Here is an 18,809-nt window from a genome sequence, read left to right as displayed (position 1 = left end):
ACTCACTGCAATAGTTCAACTAATTATATGCAAAATAACCCATTTTTAGCGATAACCGAATAATCTGTAATAGGATAGGAGTCGCCTATTATGTACGTGCCATAAAAAACCAGACCCCTGTTATTTTCAGGGATCTGGCTCATAAGACATTATTGATGGTCAGATTAGCGCGGGATCAATAGCCAATCTTTCAGCGATTAATTTAATCGATATACAACTCAAAATGATGATGGCACTCAATCAGTTGCTTACGCGTAAGCATGAATACGCCGTCACCGCCGTATTCAAATTCCAGCCAAGTAAATGGAATATCTGGATACTGCTCCATTAAATGCACCATGCTGTTGCCAACTTCGCATACTAGCACACCATTATCCGATAAGAATCGCGGCGCATTGGCTAAAATACGACGAACTAACTTCAGCCCATCACTGCCTGCTGCCAATGCTAGTTCAGGCTCAACCTGATACTCTTGCGGTAAATCGCCCATATCTTCAGCATCAACATACGGTGGATTAGTGACAATTAAATCGTATTTAACGGCAGGCATATCACGGAATAAATCTGAGCGAATAGGAATAACACGATGACTTAAGCCATGGTTTTCAATATTTTGCTCAGTAACCGCCAATACATCGACAGAAATATCGGCAGCATCGACTTCCGATAATGGGAATTCATGAGCACAGGCTATCGCAATACAACCACTGCCTGTACATAAATCTAATATCGTTGACGGTTCGTCAGTTAAAATGCCAGAAAAATGATTATTAATCAGTTCACCAATCGGGGAGCGTGGAATTAATACACGCTCATCAACATAAAATTCATGTCCACAAAACCAAGAGCGGTTCGTTAAATAAGCCACCGGAATGCGATCGTTTATCCGGCGCAATACACGATCAATAATGCGATGGCGCTCCGAAGAGGTTAGTTTAGACGCTAACATTGCATCCGGCAGATCCAACGGTAAATATAACGTTGGAAGTACTAACTGCAACGCTTCATCCCATGCATTATCTGAACCATGACCATAATAAATATCGGCCGCATTAAAACGGCTCATGGTCCAACGCAGCATATCCTGAATGGTGCGTAACTCCGCAACCGCTTCATCTACAAAAATCTTATCCAAAAAATCTCTCTTCGGCCTTTCTAAAGCCACGGTTTATTAAAAATGATTGAGCGTAAGTTTGCCATGAAGTGACAGACAAATCAGCATTTGATTGACAGAATTTATTGGCTAGCATGTTTTCATCTAGATTTAATCTTGTTCATCATGCACCTATCCGCATCGCACCCCATAAACTGCAAAAATATCAAAAATAGACAATTATTAGTAACATAATGAATTAATAAGAAAAATTAAATATCTCAGCTAATTATCTCTCTTTTTATTAGATTTAAATCAAATAAATAGCACTTTTTTTAGTATTTTTATTTGATTGATCCATAATGAAAACACAGATATACAACAGGATTAATCATAATCATCTTTTGATTTAACAAAAAAATTAATAAGTTAGCACCGTCTAATTTATAAATTAGCGTCTATACTTAATCATGAGTTTACATAATCACGCTGATGTATCGAAATTTAGGGAATCAATAGGAGATCACAATGAGTAAAACAAAACTGACTAAAGCCGAAGCTAAAGAAGCAGAAGCTGCACTGTTGCGTCCATTAACCACACCTACTGATTTAGGCGAAAAGGCAAGTCAGGATATTAGCGGTGCAATGAATGCCGTGTTAGCAGATATTTTTGCCATCTATTTAAAAACAAAAAATTTCCATTGGCATATGAGTGGTCCTCATTTCCGTGATTACCATCTGCTGCTTGATGAGCATGCTGATCAACTGTATGCAATGACCGATCCTATTGCGGAACGAATTCGTAAAGTGGGTGGTATAACCCTGCGCTCTATTGGTCAAATATCAAAAATGCAACGTATCAAAGATAATGATGCAGAATATGTAGAACCATTAGATATGCTGGCTGAGTTATGTGAAGATAATAAACAATTGGCTGCAGAATTCCGCGCTGCCCACCAAGTGTGTGATAAATACGGTGATATTTCTACTGCAAGTTTAATTGAAAACTGGGTTGATGAAACCGAACGCCGTGTTTGGTTCTTATTCGAGGCATGCCGCGAAGCGAAAACCTCGGGCCATTAATTCTCATTAACGGACCATTAAAGCATTATCTATGAATATTAGCGGGGCTTTGGCTCCGCTTTTTAGTGAACTATTTTTTTCAATGCTAGCCCAAATATGGGCTAAACTTCAGTGTCGACCTTATATTTATCGGGTTTATTTATCCTTTCCCCCTAAAATCTCACCAGTTTACGAACCAAAAATAACTAAAATCAGGTAAACTAAATAAAAAAACATTGTGAAAAAATAAAATGAAAAATAAATTTGGACTTAATCAAGAAGATATTCTTTTATTTAAAGCATCGATTAGTGGCGCCCGAAAAATTAAACAAGACACTATTGTTCATCCACCGAAGCGTAAGCAAATAACTAAACCTTCCGCACAACGAGTGATACAAGAACAAGTCGATGCCTCGTATTATTTTTCTGACGAATTTCAACCACTATTAGATAATGAAGGACCCGCGCGTTATTTACGCCCGAACGCCAGCCCTTACGAATTAAAAAAATTACGTCGGGGCGATTATGTCCCTGAATTATTTTTAGATTTGCATGGATTAACACAATTACAAGCCAAACAAGAAATTGGGGCGCTAATTTCAGCCTGTAAACGCGAGCATGTCTATTGTGCTTGCATTATGCATGGGCACGGTAAACATATCTTAAAACAGCAAACCCCGCTATGGCTGGCTCAACATCCTGATATTATTGCTTTCCATCAGGCCCCTAAAGAATGGGGAGGAAATGCCGCACTGCTACTGTTAATTGAAACTGAAGAAACAGCGCGACGTTAATCCTTACTGGCTCATTAAGTGAACCTGATTTGGGCCAATTTGCCACTCTAACTGCCCTTTTTGGCGTTCTGTATCAAATTGAATGCTGGCGATAGAGGATGTACTAAACATCGGTGGCTGCTCTGCTGGGCACAATTGTGCGACTAAATATCCCACCAACGGTAAATGTGAAACAATCAGTATCGCGTTAATACCTTCTGAGGCCAGCGCACCGATGTAACTGGCGATATACTCCTCATTACCGCTAGGCGTTAATTGAGGCATTACTTCAGCCTCGGCGGGTAATGTTAATGAGCGAGTTAATACCTCGAGCGTCTGCTGCGCGCGTAAATAGGGACTAACCAGAATCTTATCGACGTGCGGTTGGCGTGCTTCTAGCCATTGCGCCATGATTGTCGATTCATCCCTCCCTTTTTGACTTAATGGACGCTCAGCATCACTCGCTGCATGCATAACTGCATCGCCATGACGCATAATATAAACCTGCATATTTCACCATTAGAGTCGCTTACTGCATGCTTGACTGAGTATCCGCGCTATATCAGATAGCATATTAAGCGACATACCAGCTGAATATTAGCCATAGAGCTACAATATTAACCTTAAAACTACAAGCGTTAAATGATGCAGCTATGCACCCACTATGCAGCAGCGAGCTTCTTCAATTAAGTTCATTATTGTCTTCCCTCAATCACACCAATAACCGCTAAATAACTAATATGATCAGTGTTAAACCACCAACTTTTTAATATTTCAACCACATATAAATCGGTGTGTTGAGAGCGAATGACAATTTTGCATTAATTAAGGTAGAAATAAAATGACTTAATCAGCATTTTCCTGCAAAAGATCAGCAAATAAGATATTTATCTTTTTGTTTAGCCGATTATTTATCAAAATAATCATCAAATATTCAAACTTATATGGCGGTTATCGTACAGCTTTCCGCCATTTGAAAACTCAGGGAATATTTGATAGGACTCAATCTACAATAAAGTCAAACCGGTCTAAGAATAAAATTTCTGATTATTTTCAGCCATATGAAGTAATTTATCACAAGGTTCAAATTTATCGCCCGATTGCTGAGCCAAACGTTGTAAAGTTTCAACCACTTTACAACTCCCCACGCTGTCAATATATCGAAATGGGCCGCCAAAGAATGGAGGGAAACCGATACCAAATACTGCACCAATATCGCCATCTCGCGGGCTACGAATAACCCCCTCCGCTAGACAACGTACAGATTCATTAAGCATTAACATGACACAACGCTCTGCGATATCAATTTTACTCAATTTATTTACTGGCTTGATACCAATCAAAGGATATATCGACGGATCTTCTAATCGACGATCCTTGTTCCAAAACATTAATTTAGATAGTCTCTGGGAAGATGCACTTTCAGGATATAAATAAAAACCTCGATTATTTTTACGTCCCTGTCGCTGATCGTTAAGGATAATACTCAACACTTCCGGGGCATTAAAACGTTCACCGAGTTGCTGGACTAATATTGGCAAAATTTTAGTACAAACATCAATGCCGACTTCATCTAATAAATTCAATGGGCCTACGGGAAAACCAAAATCGACCAATGCCTGATCAATATGATGAATAGATTCTCCGGCTAATAAACAATTTGCTGCTTCACTCAGATAAGGCGCTAAAATACGATTAACATAAAATCCAGCGCTATCCTCCACCACAATTGCGGTTTTCCCCTGCTTTTTAGCCAATGCAACCACTGTCGCGATCGTCAGTTCATCGGTGGTGGCATGAGGGATAACTTCGACTAATGGCATTTTATCGACCGGGCTAAAATAATGAAGACCGATCACTCGTTCAGGGTGTTGTGCCTCTGATGCAATTTGATGAATTGGCAATGAAGAAGTATTTGACGCAAAAATAGTCTTTTTTGGGCTTTTTATTTCAATTTCTGCCAACATTTTTCTTTTTAAGTCCAGATCTTCAAAAACAGCTTCAATTACGATATCACTGTTTTCCAAACCACTGTACTCAAGGCTACCGGATAAACGAGACATAATGCGTTCTCTTTGTTGGTGAGAAAGCTGCTTTTTGTTTACTCGCTGCGTCAATAAACGCCAACTATAATTAAGAGCCTGAGTTATTCCTTGATTATTGATATCTTTGATTCTAACCGGTAACTGAGCACGCATTGCCGTAACATAAGCGATACCTCCCCCCATTAGCCCGCCCCCGAGAATACCAACTTTAGCTATTTTTTCAGCTTTTGCCGTTGAGCCAGATTCATTTTTTAGCGCTGTAGAAGCAAAAAATAGGCCTCTTAATGCCGCAGAAACTGGCGTCATCGCTAGTTCGCCAAACGCATTCGCCTCCGCTTGTAAGCCCGCTTGTATGCCCTTTTCTAGCCCAATACCCACCACTTGAATAATCTTTTCAATCGCAGGATAATGCCCTTTACTTTTGGCTAAGGCTTTTTTTCTGACCGAATTTAACACAGTGTTAGCAATCAATTTATAGGATAATAATCGTTGCTGCCAAGCCAACGGTGGGCGGCATTTAAGCCCTAATTGGACTTGCTTTATCGCAGTTTCAAGTAAAATAGCCTGCGGCACAACATCGTCTACTAAGCGCATTTTTAATGCCTGCTTGGCTTTAATTGAGCGCCCAGTCAGCATTAAATCGAGAGCATTGGTGAGACCAATTAAGCGCGGCAAACGTTGAGTTCCTCCTGAACCCGGCAATAATCCTAATTGAACTTCGGGCAGCCCTAAACGGGTTTTATCATCGAGAGAACAAATTCGCGCATGGCAGGCTAATGCCAGCTCTAGACCACCGCCAAGGCAAGCTCCATGGATCGCGGCAATAATAGGCAAAGGATAATTTTCAAGCTTTTCAAACAGTAATTGTCCCGCTTTCGCTAATGTACTAGCATCTTGTTTAGTTTTACACTGTGCAATCATGCTAATATCCGCACCAGCAATAAAGCTATCGGCTTTACCCGAGGTGATAACTAACCCTTTTAGGCCAGGCGTCGCTTGTACCCGCTGTAAAATAGCAGCAAATTGCTCGACAAATTCTGCTTTAAGAGTATTCACTTTCTCATTAGGCACATCAATAAAAATAATACCGACATTCTCTGCATGTACTTCAAACTGAAATGCCTCTGCGGCATATTCTGTTTTTAGAGAACCTGAATTTAGCGGTTCATGATTGTTAACTTCATGCTTTGGTTGGGCATTATTTTGCAGATCGTTATGTTGTAACTCATGATTTAGAGGATCATGGTTCATTATTTCACCTCCAGTATCATAGCAGCGCCTAAGCCGCCCGCTGCACAAGCGGTAGTTAATCCGAATCCTCCGCCTCTGCGACGTAGCTCATGTAAAGTCTGAGTGACCATACGCGCCCCTGTCGCGGCAAAAGGATGCCCATACGCTATAGACCCACCCAATACATTAAATTTATCCATATCAACCTCACCAATTTCATGGGCTAAACCTAATTTTTGTTGGGCAAATTGCTTACTACCAAACATTTTAATATTCGCCAGTGTCTGCGCGGCAAAGGCTTCGTGCATATCGATTAATGTTAAGTCACGCAAGGTTAAACCTGCCCGTTTTAACGCCAGAGGTGTCGCATAAGAAGGCCCAAGAAGCATATCCTGCCAAACATCAATAGCAGAAAAAGCAAAGCTTCGAATATAGCCTAGTGGCGTATAACCCAGCGCTAAGGCTTTAGTTTCAGTCATCATTAATACCGCAGCCGCCCCATCAGTTAATGGCGTGCTATTAGCAGCAGTAACTGTGCCATGTCGCTTATCAAATGCAGGTTTTAATTGACTATAAGCAGCTAAAACAGAATTAGTACGAATATTATTATCTTGCTGGAATGCTTGTTGATAAGGCGGGAAATAGGCGGTCATCACTTCCTCATTTAGCGCCCCTTTAGCCCATGCGTTGGCAGCCAATTGATGAGACCTATGCGCTAACTGATCTTGCTGCTCACGGCTAATGTGATAGCTTTTCGCCATCTGCTCAGCGGTATCCCCCATCCGCAATCCAGTAGAATACTCGGCTACCGCAGGTGCAACGGGCAATAAATCATGCGAACGTAAGCCCGATATAATAGATAATTTTTGAGTCAGCGATTTTGCTTTGCTTAGATCTAATAACGTCGCGGCTAATTTTTTACTTACGCCAATAGGCAACACCGACGATGAATCTGCTCCGCCGGCAATTCCCACCGAAATATGTCCCGCTAACATACTCTCCATTACATTTGCTATTGCCTGAAAACTGGTGGCACAAGCCCGCGAGACGCTATAAGCATCAGTATTCACGCTCATGCCGGTCGCTAATACAATTTCACGTGCAATATTAGGTGCTTCTGGCATTTGAACAACTTGACCAAACACTAATTGTTCAATTAATTGCGGCTCAATACCACTGCGGATAATTAACTCAGAAACTACTAATTTTCCGAGTGAGATGGCAGGAATGCCTTGATAAGCAGTCGCTTGTTTAGCGAAAGGTAAACGCAATCCACTGATGATAGCTATTCGCTCTTTTGCAGCGGCAACACCTTCTGTACCAAGGGAAGATTGACTCATAGTAGCTCCTGCTAGCGCTATGCACGAATATAAATACAGTTAACATAATCCAAATACAGTCAAATTATAGAATCAGAGGTCTGACCTGTCATTATTGTTAACTAATTATTTACAATTCGCCAAGGACGATAAGACAAAAATGCGAAGCTGCACACAACTTAATTATAAGCTATCGAGATTTATCGGAAATTATTTGAGAAACAGATCTGGCGGATGATAACTCAGCGCACTAAATAACGACTGAATTTTATTCGGTTGGTGTATTGATTAGCGGATAAGTTAATAGCGATAGAAAGGAGGAAGATAAATAATTTATACGTTAACTTTAGTCAAAACTAACTATTCTCCACCCGAACAGCGGGCGGAGAATTAAATTAATCAATTGATTAACGCAGGCCCAATTGAAAAATTAGACTTTCAGCTTCGCAACTAAAACTAAAATCTGCGGTTAATTGAACGCCATCAGTGGTAGTTTCAATTTTATGGCTAATCACACAAGGATCAGATTCTACAGATTTCGCTTTTTCTGTTAGCGTTTTCAGCATGGCTTCAGCCTCTTGCTGAGTAGCGAACAGCTGCTGATACGATGCGGTACAGTCTTTATTATCAAGCACTGTACCCACATCTACACAGCAACATGCTGCCGTTTCTTCCGCGCTACAGCGTTTAATCGCATCAGTCATTTTAATCTCCCAATAAAACCGTTTGGTAAAAAGTTATCATAGCGCTCTCAACCCCCTTAAAACCAGTCATACCGCTGCTTTTCTAGCAATATTACTCATAAATTTGATCTAATCATGGTTTTCCGCTTTTTCTGTACTTTTTATTTTATTTAAATGTTGCTTTTTTGTTAACTATCTCGCATTTTTTGAAACAATTGAGCCGTAAATCAAAAACACACTTGCAACAATCGAGGTGGTCAGACCTATACTCTAGCAACTGGTCAGATTTGTCATCTGGGCAAGCGACCCTACAATCCAGCGCTTCTTGCGATAGAAGTCGCCTTAATTACAATAAAACATGAGGGTTTTGGTCATGAGCCAAAAAAACCTGTTCATTCGTTCAACATTAGCCACCGCCGTCGCCTTAATTTCTTCAAATGCAGGCGCGGCGGGCTTTCAATTAAATGAATATTCAACCACTGCACTAGGACGTGCTTTTTCCGGGGAAGGTGCAATAGGCGATAACGCAAGCGTAGGTAGCCGTAATCCCGCAGCAATGATGTTGTTTGATAGACCCGCCATCTCTCTAGGCGCTATTTATATCGATCCTAAAGTGGATATCAAAGGTAGATCACCTTATGGAAATAGTACCAATGCCAAAGATATCGCTCCCAGTGCCGTAATTCCTAATGCTCATTTTATTTTTCCAATTAATGACAAATGGGCTGTCGGTTCTTCCATTACAAGTAACTTTGGACTCGCTACTGACTTTAAAAAGGACTATGCAGCTGGACCGATTGGTGGAAAAACCGATCTTAAAACAGCCAATATTAACCTCAGTGGTGCTTACCGTTTAAATGATCACTTCAGTTTTGGTTTAGGCATTAATGCAGTATATGCCGATGCTAAAATTACCCGTCATGCAGGCGATTTAGGTAAACTAGTCGGAAAACCCGCTAGTACCACGATGGCCAACTTAACTGGGGATACTTGGGGTTATGGCTGGAATGCCGGTATTTTATATGAATTAGATAAAGACAACCGATTCAGCTTAACCTATCGCTCTAAAGTTAAAATTAATTTCAAAGACGGTAAATACAAAAATGATATCCCTGTCGGAATGCTTCCGGGCTTTGTTGGCACGGGCGGTGCTACCATAAAAGGTAAATTAGATCTCGAATTACCCGATATCTGGGAAATTTCAGGGTATAACAAAGTGGCACCTCAATGGGCAGTGCATTACAGCTTCGCCTATACGGACTGGAGCAGCTTTAAAGAATTGCGCGCTAACGCAAAAGGCAGTAATGAAGAATTATTTTATAAAGATGAAGGTTTTAAAGGCGCATACCGTCTAGCGTTAGGTACCACTTATTATCATGATAATCATTGGACTTTCCGTACAGGAATGGCTTTTGATGATAGCCCAGTTCCGGGTAACAAACGTTCAATTTCGATTCCCGATCAGGATCGCCTGTGGTTCAGTGCTGGTACCACTTACGCCTTTAATGAAAACGCCTCTGTTGACTTCGGTATTTCTTATATGAGCGGACAAACCGTTAAAATTAAAGAAAGACTATTAAACGTCACTGAAAAAACAAAAAATCTTCCTAACCCAGAATACGCGTTTAAATCTAGCGGTTCTGCGTGGTTATCAGGAATTAACTTTAACTATAGCTTCTAGAAGCCTTGCTTTAAAACATTGCTTTAAAATATTTGAGTGTAGAAATATCGCTTTTAAAAATACAGTAATATTTTAATCTCAATAGCGTTGTTAATAAAAACTCAATAAGGGATAGGATTATCAACTGTCCCTTATTTATTGGCTGTTCACTATTGGCCCCCTCATTCTCTACTGCTTCCCTCGTTAATAACCGCATCACTTGATACTTATGATTAAAATCATTTATAACTGATTGCTATTTGTAATTAATAAATTGAATAATTTATATAAGATTAATTGTTAGCTTACTTATTGTTTTTTATTTATTTTTTAAGAAAAACAATATTTCCATAATCTAGTTAACACTATTTTAACGCTTGACCTTTTTTTACACTTCATTTATTAATTAAGTTAAGGCGGATTATGTGTATTAAATAACAGCTCGCTAACACTGAAGCCCCATCACTACTAAGCTAATTGAATGGCTAAATACGATTAAGCCTGTATTTTATCTCAGGATTAATTTCATCGTTAACTCTCCCTTTAGCTAACAATAACTTAATTTTACTTTCACAACATCACAACACTTGTAATAACTTTATTAACCCAATGATATTATGCAGGCAAGTGAAAAAGAGGTTTAGATATGACCACATAGGAGGATTATTATGGGTGTACTATTTTCTATCGGCTTTGTTGGGATCCTCAGTGTCATGGCACTGATAGAAACCTTGTCTAACCGAGGCAATACTGAGAAATGAACTACCATACAACCTCACTCTCTTACTGGTAAGAGTCGCCAATAAGAGAGTGATGCTTCTAATTAATATTCTTTATTTACGATAAAAAATCCAAAAATATTTTCCTTACCGCTAATCTTTCAATCATTCAATCGATAATTAATTAATCGATTGAATCTAAATCGCCTTCGATAGCCACCGCATTAGGATTCGTTTCAGGGGAAAGTTCGCCCCCACGCGATAAGAAATCATTACGCTGGAAATATGCTTCACGCATCATTAAATAAGGGTCGGATGAATTCTTTAATAACCCATCGGAATCAAGCAATTGAGCCCGTGTTTCTACACCTTCAAGTACCCATTTTCCAGCTGACATCCAAAACGTCAAATAGCTGAGTAATGGATAGGTTTTATCAACCCAATCGCCACCTTCTTCACGCACTGTAAAGCTACCGTACCCCGGCAGAACCACATAAGGACCATAGCCCACATCGTAATAACCTAATGTATTACCAAAACGGCTAGGTTGTTCTTTGGCTAAATGTTGTGGATTCGCCATCGCGGCAACATCAATTAGTCCCCCCATACCGAAAACAGTATTTAAAAAGAAACGGTTAAAATGTTTAAATCCTTGTTTAATCTCGCCCCGCAAGAAACTATTCACCATACTGGCTGGCTCTTCTAAGTTTCCAAAAAAATTACTCATTCCATTTCTAGCTGGCATTGGTACATAATCGCGCCAGGCAACTGCGACTGGACGTAATACATAGGGGTCTAACACATTGTAGTTAAAATTAAACATCGCGCGGTTAAATCCTTCTAACGGATCTGAGCGCTGTTGATGGTTAGTTTCTGTTGAACTTGAGCAGCCTAGCATTAATACAGCAGCCAAAATAACTCCGCTTAAGCGAAATCCCATAACGTTCTCCGGCATATATAAGGGCCATACTTATTCTGTATCACCGCTTTATAACAGTAAAAATAATCTACTAATAATACTGATAAAATAAATTAAGTGTTAATTAATTTAGTTGCTAAATATTATTCTTACAAGAATAAAGCACTATTTATCCCGTTTGATTCATCTCCTTCCTGAATAACTAAAGCGCTATTCCTCACATATTATGGCTAAAAATTTACTTGCTCTCTCTCCTTAGCAATATTTCTGTTTATTCCTATATCCTCTAATTTAATTATTTGTTAATTATTAAAAAACAAAAACCTTAATAATGAGTGATAACATGTCGCTGACACCATTAAAAATAATTGCCTCTGGCATCGCATTACCGCGGAATAAGGTCTGGTCATCTCAATTAGATCAACGACTGAATAAACAACCTGGTTATGTAGAAAAACATTCAGGAATTGAGTATCGTTACCATGCAAAGGATAATGATAGCCAAGCAATTTTAGCCGCAGAAGCTCTGCATAACACCTTATCAGCTCAACATATTGCTCCCTCGAGTATTGATTTATTGATTTCAGCTTCCGCAATCGCGGTTCAGGCATTGCCCTGTACGGCAGCACATATTCTTGCCGTTTCAGATTTGCCAGCTGGCATTGCCTGCTTCGATATTAATACCAGTTGTGTGAGCTTTATTAATGCATTGCAAGTTGCCGCTGGATTATTAGCTACAGAACAATATCAGCGTATTGCTATTGTCTCGGCCGATTTAGCCTCACGCGGAATCGACTGGCAACATGAAGAATCATCATTAATTTTTGGTGATGGTGCTGCCTGTGTGATTGTCGAAAAAGGGGATGGCAACAGCGGCATTCTAACTTATCGACTTGAAACCTACCCTCAAGGCCTTGATTTATGCGAAATTAGAGCCGGGGGGACACGCTGTAATCCTCGTTCAGGCATGCAGCCTAGTGATTTTTTATTTCATATGCAGCCAAAACCGTTATTCCGTTTAGCATCATCATTGATTGAAGATTTTATGCAGCGCTTACTGACACAAGCACACTTAACACTCAATCAAATTGATACCGTAATACCACATCAAGCCAGTCATCTATCACTTGAACATATGCGTCGGCGTTTAGGTGTTCCCACCGAAAATTTAATTGATATTTATCGCCATCACGGTAACCAAGTCGCCGCCTCTATTCCCACAGCATTACATCACGCGATTATTAGCGATCGTTTTTATGGTAAATCTTGTTCCATGCTGATAGGAACGGCGGCTGGGCTAGCGCTCTGCGCCATGATTTTAGTCCCATAATAGAAGAGGGAACGATGAAAATCTTAGTCACTGGAGCAACCAGCGGATTAGGCCGTAATGCGGCCGAATGGCTATTACAACAAGGGCACCAAGTGGTTGGTTGTGGTCGTGATCAGCATGCAGGCGCTGAGCTAACCGCGCAAGGTATGATATTTCAACCGATTGAGTTACTTAACTTAACCCACGAAAAAGCGCAACTATTAATCGCCGATTGTGATGCGATTTGGCATTGCGCGGCACTTTCTGCGCCTTGGGGTAAACGGGCTGATTTTGAAGCTATCAATTGGCAGGCAACCCAAATATTAGCTAATGTTGCTGGTGAGATGAATGTTGCTAAATTCGTCCATATCTCAACTCCAGCGATCTATTTTAATTTCAGCCACCAGCAACAGATCCCCGAATCACAAAGCAATACACAATTTGCCAACGATTATGCACGCAGCAAATATTTCGCCGAATTAGCTATCCAACAATCAGTTAATCGATACCCCGCTACTCGTTATATCATTTTACGACCTCGTGGATTATTTGGCCCGCATGACAGAGTATTATTACCTCGCTTACTGACACAAATTAGACTCAGTAAAGGAAAATTAATTTTACCCGCGGGTGGAAAAAATACTTTTGATCTCACTTATGTTGGGAATGTGGTTCACAGCATGCAGTTAGCAACGCAACAACCCGATTTATCCAGCGGTGCTACCTATAATATTACCAATCAACAGCCTCAGCCTTTAATTCTCACCTTGCAGCAGCTATTTCAACAATTGGCTCTTAAATGCCATATAAAATCAGTACCCTATCCACTTTTATGGAGTTTAGCCGCGTTATTAGAAGCAGGCTCCTACATTAACCGTAAAGAACCTTTATTAACTCGCTATAGCGTCGGTGCCGCTTATTTCACCATGACACTGAATAATCAAAAAGCCCAACAAGAATTGGGATATTACCCTGTGTATGATATGAAAACCGGTATCGAATTAACTGCTAACTGGTTGAATAATAAGGCCACACTATGATTGAGATTCGTCGATTTGAAGTCGGTTATTGTACCCACCCGGGTTGTATTGCGTTGCAAGGTGCCAGTTTTAAAGCCTGCAAATTCCCGGCTAGGGCATGGCTTTTACAAAATAATCATCAGCGCTGGTTATTTGATACCGGATATGCTCAGCATTTTTATGATCATACCCGTCATGGCATTATTCGCTTATATCGGTCTATAACACCGGTCTATTTCGACACTAAAGATTCACTAGTCAACCAATTACAACGTGAAGGTATTAGTCCTGCCGATATAAATGGCTTAATTATTTCGCATTTTCATGGCGACCACATTGCCGGATTACGTGACTTTCCACAGATTGATTATATTTGTTCCGGCGATGGCTGGCAAAAAACCCGAAAGCTGCGCGGATTTTCGGCCTTAAAAAATGCCTTTGTGCCTGGGCTTATTCCTGAGGATTTTGAAACACGCGTTAAATTTTATGAAGCTTTTCCTCGTTGTCCATTACCCGACGAATTACAAATTCTCGGCGAAGGCTTTGCGGTTAATACAGAGAAAACATTACTCATTGTTCCTTTGCCAGGCCATGCCGCGGGACATATTGGTTTATGCGTTTTAACCGAACAAGGATGGATTCTATTAGCGGCAGATGCAGCATGGTCACCGACCAATTATCGTCAGTTACGCGGGCCTATGGCAATTGCCAATATCATCATGGATGATAAGCAAGCTTACTATGAAACTCTAAATAAATTACACGAAATAGACAAACGCCACGTCGAGATCCAGCTCTGCCATGAAGGAGAGTTAGTCTAATGTTAGCGACACTATGGCATTATTGGCGAGCATCTCAGCGCTCATTTGCCGATCGTTCAGCACTAGAGGCCCATCAGCAAGCCGCTTTTCAACGGCATGCTCAACGAATACTGACTAAAAGTCGCTATTTCGCCCCTTATGTTGGCAAACCCTTAGCCGAATATCCATTGATGAATAAGCAGATCATGATGGAAAATTTCGATGAAATGAACACCGCAGGATTATCAGCCGACATATTAATAGACTGCGCACAACGGAGTGAAGAATCACGCAATTTTTCACCAACCGTAGGCAAATATAGCGTAGGTTTATCTTCGGGAACCTCCGGTAGACGGGGCTTATTTGTTGTTAGCCCCAGAGAACAACATATTTGGTCTGGGGCCATGTTAGCAAAAATGCTGCCTAACGGTTTATTCCATGGCGAACGGGTCGCGCTTTTTTTACGAGCTAATAACAATCTGTATGAGAGCGTAAATAATCGCTGGTTATCCTTTCGTTTTTACGATTTGATGGCAGACTTTCAACAACAATTAGCCCAATTAGCCGTTTATCAGCCCACCATTATTGTTGCACCGGCACAAGTCTTATGTGCGATAGCTAAAGTATGCCAGCGACAAAAAATCAGACTATCAACCAAAAAAGTAATTTCGGTTGCAGAGGTATTACAGCCGCACGATAAACAATTCTTAGCGCAAACATTTTCCTGCGTCGCAGAAGTCTATCAAGCAACCGAAGGATTTTTAGGCTGTACTTGTGCTCACGGTACTTTGCATTTAAACGAAGCTTTTTTACACATCGAACCTAAATGGCTAGATAGTCACAGATTTTCACCGATTATTACCGATTTTACTCGCGAAACGCAGCCCATTATCCGTTATCAACTCGACGATATTCTCGTCATTCGTACGACACCTTGCCCCTGTGGTGATCCACAAATAGCGATTGAAACAATCGAAGGTCGTTGTGATGATCAATTGCAACTCAAAGATAAAACCGGTCATCCCATCACTATTTTTGCTGATCCTTGCGCACGATTAATCGCCAATCAACTCCCATTAACGGCAGATTTTCGATTAATACAACACGGCTCGCATCTCACACTGCAAGGTGAATGTAATTTATCCCAACTTAGCGAGTGCCAACACAAATTAATGGACTATTTTAAGCAACAGGGCGCAGATACTGAGATATTAGGATGGACATTACAACCAGCAATGATTGAATCACACTTAGCCAACAAGCGCCGCCGAATTATGCGCAGGGAGGAGGCATGAGACACCCGTTAGTTTATCGTATTTTATGCGGCATGATTGGCTGGGGCACGGTAGGAATTATTTATCAATTTACTGGCCAATTCTCTGAACATGCCACCAAATTAATGCCCAGCTGGCTAGATAAAAATATCGCTTACTCGGTACAAGGGATCTGGTTGTATTTATCTTTTTTCTTATTTATTCCCTGTGGTTATCTGCTAGCTGAGCGAAATAAGATAGTGCCTCTCATGCTCTCTATGCAGTTATGCGCTCTACTTTCAGGCATAATTTATCTTTTATTTCCGACCACCATGGACTATCCCAACACGCTTGAGCATGGTTTGGCTCAGCAATTAGTACTACAACTCGTTGCTATTGACACTCAACAAAATTTATTACCTTCATTGCACGTGTCATTAACACTATTGGTATTGTATACATTATGGTCTAAAACCCACAAAATTCGAACCGCAGGCTATTTTGTTTGGGCTCTATTGATCTGCTTCTCCGTGATCCAATTGCGTCGACATTTAGTTATCGATGTCATTAGCGGCATAATCACCGCTACGATGGCTTGGTATGTTGTTGATAAAATTCAGCTTAGACGACAAGAGAACTACCATGAATGAATTAACTTTCCCGATTATTTTTATGTTGGCCGTGGTGATTATCGAAGGATTAATTATTACGCGCTCCCATCACCAATCGATCAACTGGCGAGAGCTAACCTTCAATCTAAATTCTGGCCATATTATGCTGTGGCTATTCCGTGGATTAGAGTTATTCTGCTACGGATTTGTCGTCAGCCACTATTCTTTGGGTATAACAGATAACTGGTCGCCGCTTTGGGTCTGGATCTTGGCTATTTTAGCCTGGGATTTTGGTTTCTATTGGCTACACCGCTTACACCATACCTTCCGTGCCTTATGGGCGGTACATGTTGTTCATCATCAAGGGGAACAGTTTAATTTATCGCTAGGCGTTAGGAATTCTTGGTATTCATCGTTAACTTCAATACCGTTTTTTATGTTATTAGCCTTAATCGGCATCCCATTAGAAATTTTTATTACCGTATCTATTGCTCATTATACCATCCAATTTTTTAATCACAGTGCGCTGATCCCTCCATTAGGATGGTGGGAAAAAATAATGGTCACACCGCACCACCATAAAGTGCATCATGTCAAACAAGGCCATTATTCACAGCGTAATTTTGGAGGTAGTTTTATTATTTGGGATAAATTATTTGGGACATATTCAGCATTACCCGACGCTGATTATCAATACGGTATCCGCGGCGAACCTGCCAGTGAAAATCCATTCATCGACAGTAATCGGCCTTTTTTACGCTTACTGGGTATCAAACGCCAAGTAATAACTAACTTTCAGCCTAAATATCATATACATGCCTTTGCATTAGTCAGCGGTACTTTACTGCTGTTCACCCTCGTGATTGGCTATGTTTATTTATACGGGTATGGCTATAACGGAACTAGCATGCAGCAAGTCAGCTTATTTATCCTCTTGGGGCTCGGTACGATTGCATTATCAGGCTTATCCTCCGGTTATTCTTGGGGGCTCTACAGCTGGTTTATTTTAGCCTCTGTTCTTGGCAGCGTGATTATCTTCTATTGGCACTGGCAAAATATTTTTTGGCTACTAACAACTAGCCTATTATGGCTGCATGCACTGGCGTTATTGTGCGGCTTAGGTAGAAATCCAAACCATGAAAATATTTATGTTAATTAAAAACATCGTATTGAATAAAAATGCCAATATAAAGCCACTGCGCGCATTAGGTTATCATTCTCGTAGCGATTTAGCTTTTCATCGCGAACTGCAAGCTGCCGCGCAACGCTATTTGCAGCAGCATAATGATCATCGTTTCGCTGATCTACGTTTTTACGTCAAAAGCGGGATATTAATTTTATTGTGCCTAGGAAGTTATGCCATTAGTTTATGCGGTAATCTATTCAGCCTAAATAATATCAGTCTCAATTTTTATATTTTTTATCCTATATTTATTTGTTTTGCGCTGTTATTAGCGATTAATATCGTTCACGATGCCTCACATAACGCTATCTTTAAACAAGTTATAGCTAATCGTTGGATTAATTTTTGGATAACTATCCCTTTAGGTTTAGATCCTGATTGCTGGCGAGTACGGCATATTATTTTTCATCATGCGCATACCAATATTCGTTATTATGATTTAGATATTGAAGAAAACTTTCTATTGCGCCAAACCCCTTATCAGCGCTGGTATCCCTTTATGCGTTGGCAACATATTTATTGGCCTTTTATCGCAGCCATGACATTTCCAGCATTAATTTGGGGATACGATTGGCTCGATCGATTCAAATTTACTCGTGTTGCCGCTAAAATGCGCCATCAAGGCAGTAAAGGTATTGGATTGTTTTTATTATCTAAGCTACTGCATTTAATATTTACTATTATCATTCCCACATTATTGCTTGCGGATACAGGTATCGGGGTCAGCACTATTTTGGGGGTTTATCTCGCTAGCCAAATGTTCGCCTCACTAATTTTTGTGGTATTAATTCTCGGCACACATTGGGCGAAAGCCACTTTTTATCTCGCCCCAGAACAAGGTAATATGCCGCATGGTTTTTATACCCATACCTTTTCAACCACTTATGACTGGTATACCCGCCCTCAATGGATTAATTATTGGCTTGGTGGGCTTAATTTACATTTAACTCATCATCTATTTCCACATTGGAATCATCGACATTATTCGGCGCTAGCAAAGATTATTAAACTCACCGCAGAAAAATTTGGTATGGATTATCACTGTATAACAGCAACTGAATTATTCCGCTATCAACAACGTTTTTTGAAATCGATGGGAGCAAATCAATATGCAAAATCCTCCACTTAATT

Annotated in this window: 16 protein-coding genes; 10 read left to right on the top strand and 6 right to left on the bottom strand. The window is 40.4% G+C overall.

Features of this window, described 5'->3' with window-relative positions; all coding sequences use genetic code 11:
• Positions 1-202: 202 nt before the first annotated feature.
• Complete coding sequence (gene prmB / locus M992_RS07860) at positions 203-1,135, bottom strand: 50S ribosomal protein L3 N(5)-glutamine methyltransferase (RefSeq protein WP_047256090.1); 933 nt, start codon at positions 1,133-1,135, stop codon at positions 203-205.
• 486 nt (positions 1,136-1,621) lie between these two features.
• On the opposite strand from prmB, the gene M992_RS07855 reads away from it, so the two are divergent.
• Both M992_RS07855 and smrB read left to right on the top strand, forming a co-directional pair.
• A complete protein-coding gene (locus M992_RS07855; protein ID WP_053908044.1) occupies positions 1,622-2,176 on the top strand; it encodes a Dps family protein in 555 nt (184 codons plus the stop codon).
• A gap of 230 nt (positions 2,177-2,406) precedes the next feature.
• Complete coding sequence (gene smrB / locus M992_RS07850; RefSeq protein WP_053908043.1) at positions 2,407-2,949, top strand: endonuclease SmrB; 543 nt, start codon at positions 2,407-2,409, stop codon at positions 2,947-2,949.
• Positions 2,950-2,952: 3 nt separating this feature from the next.
• On the opposite strand, the gene sixA is transcribed toward smrB, so the two are convergent.
• The 4 genes from sixA to M992_RS07830 form a co-directional block, all read right to left on the bottom strand.
• The gene (gene sixA, locus M992_RS07845; RefSeq protein WP_053908042.1) at positions 2,953-3,438 is read right to left on the bottom strand and encodes a phosphohistidine phosphatase SixA; all 486 of its coding nucleotides are present in this window, start codon (positions 3,436-3,438) and stop codon (positions 2,953-2,955) included.
• A gap of 518 nt (positions 3,439-3,956) precedes the next feature.
• Positions 3,957-6,224 carry a fatty acid oxidation complex subunit alpha FadJ gene (gene fadJ / locus M992_RS07840; protein ID WP_082335401.1) on the bottom strand — a complete coding sequence of 756 codons (2,268 nt, stop codon included), beginning with the start codon at positions 6,222-6,224 and terminating at the stop codon, positions 3,957-3,959.
• The gene (gene fadI, locus M992_RS07835; protein ID WP_053908041.1) at positions 6,224-7,543 is read right to left on the bottom strand and encodes an acetyl-CoA C-acyltransferase FadI; all 1,320 of its coding nucleotides are present in this window, start codon (positions 7,541-7,543) and stop codon (positions 6,224-6,226) included. The genes fadJ and fadI overlap by 1 nt, the downstream gene beginning before the upstream one ends.
• A gap of 386 nt (positions 7,544-7,929) precedes the next feature.
• Positions 7,930-8,226 carry a YfcZ/YiiS family protein gene (locus tag M992_RS07830; protein ID WP_072165929.1) on the bottom strand — a complete coding sequence of 99 codons (297 nt, stop codon included), beginning with the start codon at positions 8,224-8,226 and terminating at the stop codon, positions 7,930-7,932.
• A 352-nt stretch (positions 8,227-8,578) separates the two neighbouring features.
• Between M992_RS07830 and fadL the strand changes: the two genes are divergently transcribed.
• Positions 8,579-9,886, top strand: a complete 1,308-nt coding sequence (gene fadL, locus M992_RS07825; protein ID WP_053908040.1) for a long-chain fatty acid transporter FadL — start codon at positions 8,579-8,581, stop codon at positions 9,884-9,886.
• A gap of 882 nt (positions 9,887-10,768) precedes the next feature.
• On the opposite strand, the gene mlaA is transcribed toward fadL, so the two are convergent.
• Complete coding sequence (gene mlaA, locus M992_RS07820; RefSeq protein WP_047256084.1) at positions 10,769-11,524, bottom strand: phospholipid-binding lipoprotein MlaA; 756 nt, start codon at positions 11,522-11,524, stop codon at positions 10,769-10,771.
• A 322-nt stretch (positions 11,525-11,846) separates the two neighbouring features.
• Here mlaA and M992_RS07815 point away from each other — a divergent pair, with 322 nt between their 5' ends.
• The 7 genes from M992_RS07815 to M992_RS07785 are packed head-to-tail and all read left to right on the top strand — an operon-like array spanning position 11,847 to position 18,807.
• Positions 11,847-12,833, top strand: a complete 987-nt coding sequence (locus M992_RS07815; RefSeq protein WP_390892487.1) for a 3-oxoacyl-[acyl-carrier-protein] synthase III C-terminal domain-containing protein — start codon at positions 11,847-11,849, stop codon at positions 12,831-12,833.
• A 14-nt stretch (positions 12,834-12,847) separates the two neighbouring features.
• Positions 12,848-13,852 carry an NAD-dependent epimerase/dehydratase family protein gene (locus M992_RS07810; RefSeq protein ID WP_053908038.1) on the top strand — a complete coding sequence of 335 codons (1,005 nt, stop codon included), beginning with the start codon at positions 12,848-12,850 and terminating at the stop codon, positions 13,850-13,852.
• Positions 13,849-14,652, top strand: coding sequence for an MBL fold metallo-hydrolase (locus M992_RS07805; RefSeq protein WP_053908037.1), 804 nt, complete (start codon positions 13,849-13,851; stop codon positions 14,650-14,652). The genes M992_RS07810 and M992_RS07805 overlap by 4 nt, the downstream gene beginning before the upstream one ends.
• Positions 14,652-15,926 carry a F390 synthetase-related protein gene (locus M992_RS07800; protein ID WP_053908036.1) on the top strand — a complete coding sequence of 425 codons (1,275 nt, stop codon included), beginning with the start codon at positions 14,652-14,654 and terminating at the stop codon, positions 15,924-15,926. Before M992_RS07805 ends, M992_RS07800 begins: the two co-directional genes overlap by 1 nt.
• Entirely contained in the window at positions 15,923-16,534 is a 612-nt protein-coding gene (locus M992_RS07795; RefSeq protein WP_053908035.1) for a phosphatase PAP2 family protein, read from the top strand. Before M992_RS07800 ends, M992_RS07795 begins: the two co-directional genes overlap by 4 nt.
• A complete protein-coding gene (locus M992_RS07790) occupies positions 16,527-17,654 on the top strand; it encodes a sterol desaturase family protein (RefSeq protein WP_053908034.1) in 1,128 nt (375 codons plus the stop codon). Before M992_RS07795 ends, M992_RS07790 begins: the two co-directional genes overlap by 8 nt.
• Positions 17,644-18,807 (top strand): acyl-CoA desaturase, encoded by a 1,164-nt coding sequence (locus tag M992_RS07785; protein WP_082335405.1) that lies wholly within the window; start codon positions 17,644-17,646, stop codon positions 18,805-18,807. Before M992_RS07790 ends, M992_RS07785 begins: the two co-directional genes overlap by 11 nt.
• The last annotated feature ends 2 nt before the right edge of the window (positions 18,808-18,809 follow it).

The organism is Moellerella wisconsensis ATCC 35017 (genome assembly GCF_001294465.1).
GTDB lineage: Bacteria > Pseudomonadota > Gammaproteobacteria > Enterobacterales > Enterobacteriaceae > Moellerella > Moellerella wisconsensis.
The sequence above is the reverse complement of the archived record's forward strand: the minus strand, read 5'-3'. Positions and strand labels throughout refer to the sequence as shown.